This is a genomic window from Pseudoalteromonas sp. S3776, from assembly GCF_005886915.1.
Classification (GTDB): domain Bacteria; phylum Pseudomonadota; class Gammaproteobacteria; order Enterobacterales; family Alteromonadaceae; genus Pseudoalteromonas.
Genome location: NZ_PNCU01000029.1, coordinates 1 through 2,444, shown reverse-complemented (window position 1 = coordinate 2,444; position 2,444 = coordinate 1). Strand labels below are relative to the sequence as shown.

The 2,444-nt window shown below is 50.7% G+C and carries 1 rRNA gene; it reads left to right on the top strand.

Features of this window, described 5'->3' with window-relative positions:
- A 23S ribosomal RNA gene (locus CWC16_RS12570) occupies nucleotides 1–2,326 on the top strand; the annotation flags it as partial.
- Nucleotides 2,327–2,444 lie beyond the last annotated feature (118 nt).

Genomic DNA, 2,444 nt, shown 5'->3' with positions numbered 1-2,444 from the left:
GGGGTCAGCGACTTATATTTTGTAGCGAGGTTAACCGATTAGGGTAGCCGTAGGGAAACCGAGTCTTAACTGGGCGATTAGTTGCAAGGTATAGACCCGAAACCCGGTGATCTAGCCATGGGCAGGTTGAAGGTTGAGTAACATCAACTGGAGGACCGAACCCACTAACGTTGAAAAGTTAGGGGATGACCTGTGGCTAGGAGTGAAAGGCTAATCAAACCGGGAGATAGCTGGTTCTCCCCGAAATCTATTTAGGTAGAGCCTCGGACGAATACTTACGGGGGTAGAGCACTGTTAAGGCTAGGGGGTCATCCCGACTTACCAACCCTTTGCAAACTCCGAATACCGTAAAGTACTATCCGGGAGACACACGGCGGGTGCTAACGTCCGTCGTGAAGAGGGAAACAACCCAGACCGCCAGCTAAGGTCCCAAAGTCATAGTTAAGTGGGAAACGATGTGGAAAGGCCCAGACAGCCAGGAGGTTGGCTTAGAAGCAGCCATCCTTTAAAGAAAGCGTAATAGCTCACTGGTCGAGTCGGTCTGCGCGGAAGATGTAACGGGGCTAAACTATGCACCGAAGCTGCGGATTCATCTTAGGATGAGTGGTAGGGGAGCGTTCTGTAAGCCGTTGAAGGTGTACCGGGAGGTATGCTGGAGGTATCAGAAGTGCGAATGCTGACATGAGTAACGATAATGCGGGTGAAAAACCCGCACGCCGGAAGACCAAGGGTTCCTATCCCATGTTAATCAGGGTAGGGTAAGTCGACCCCTAAGGCGAGGCCGAAAGGCGTAGTCGATGGGAAACGGATTAATATTTCCGTACTTGGTATAATTGCGATGGGGGGACGGAGAAGGCTAAGCAAGCATGGCGATGGTTGTCCATGTGAAAGTGAGTAGGCTAGCGACTTAGGTAAATCCGGGTTGCTGTTAGGCTGAGACACGAGACGAGCACCCAAGGGTGTGAAGTTGCTGATGCCATACTTCCAGGAAAAGCCTCTAAGCTTCAGATTATACCGAATCGTACCCCAAACCGACACAGGTGGTCAGGTAGAGAATACTAAGGCGCTTGAGAGAACTCGGGTGAAGGAACTAGGCAAAATCGTACCGTAACTTCGGGAGAAGGTACGCTCCTATCTGTGATGAGACTTGCTCTCTAAGCGGACGGGAGCCGCAGTGACCAGGTGGCTGGGACTGTTTATTAAAAACACAGCACTGTGCAAAATCGCAAGATGACGTATACGGTGTGACACCTGCCCGGTGCCGGAAGGTTAATTGATGGGGTTAGTTTTCGGACGAAGCTCTTGATCGAAGCCCCGGTAAACGGCGGCCGTAACTATAACGGTCCTAAGGTAGCGAAATTCCTTGTCGGGTAAGTTCCGACCTGCACGAATGGTGTAACCATGGCCACGCTGTCTCCACCCGAGACTCAGTGAAATTGAAATCGCAGTGAAGATGCTGTGTACCCGCGGCTAGACGGAAAGACCCCGTGAACCTTTACTACAGCTTGGCACTGAACATTGAACCTACATGTGTAGGATAGGTGGGAGACTTTGAAGATGAGACGCTAGTTTTGTTGGAGTCGTCCTTGAAATACCACCCTTGTAGTTTTGATGTTCTAACGTTGGCCCCTGAATCGGGGTTACGGACAGTGCCTGGTGGGTAGTTTGACTGGGGCGGTCTCCTCCCAAAGAGTAACGGAGGAGCACGAAGGTTGGCTAAGTACGGTCGGACATCGTACGGTTAGTGTAATGGTAGAAGCCAGCTTAACTGCGAGACAGACACGTCGAGCAGGTACGAAAGTAGGTCATAGTGATCCGGTGGTTCTGAATGGAAGGGCCATCGCTCAACGGATAAAAGGTACTCCGGGGATAACAGGCTGATACCGCCCAAGAGTTCATATCGACGGCGGTGTTTGGCACCTCGATGTCGGCTCATCACATCCTGGGGCTGAAGTCGGTCCCAAGGGTATGGCTGTTCGCCATTTAAAGTGGTACGCGAGCTGGGTTTAGAACGTCGTGAGACAGTTCGGTCCCTATCTGCCGTGGGCGTTTGAGAATTGAGAGGGGTTGCTCCTAGTACGAGAGGACCGGAGTGAACGAACCGCTGGTGTTCGGGTTGTCATGCCAATGGCATTGCCCGGTAGCTACGTTCGGAACTGATAAGCGCTGAAAGCATCTAAGCGCGAAGCAGGCCTCGAGATGAGTTCTCACTAGACTTTTAAAGTCTCTGAAGGGCCGTTGAAGACTACAACGTTGATAGGCAAGATGTGGAAGTGGTGTGAGCCATTAAGCTAACTTGTACTAATTACCCGTGAGGCTTAACCATACAACGCCAAACGCGTTTTGTGACAGAAACAAGCGACAGAAGTTAATAGCTAAAGTAGATAGCAACGACGAAAGACTTAAAAAATATTATCAGATATTTTCCAAATTTATGAGGTGAC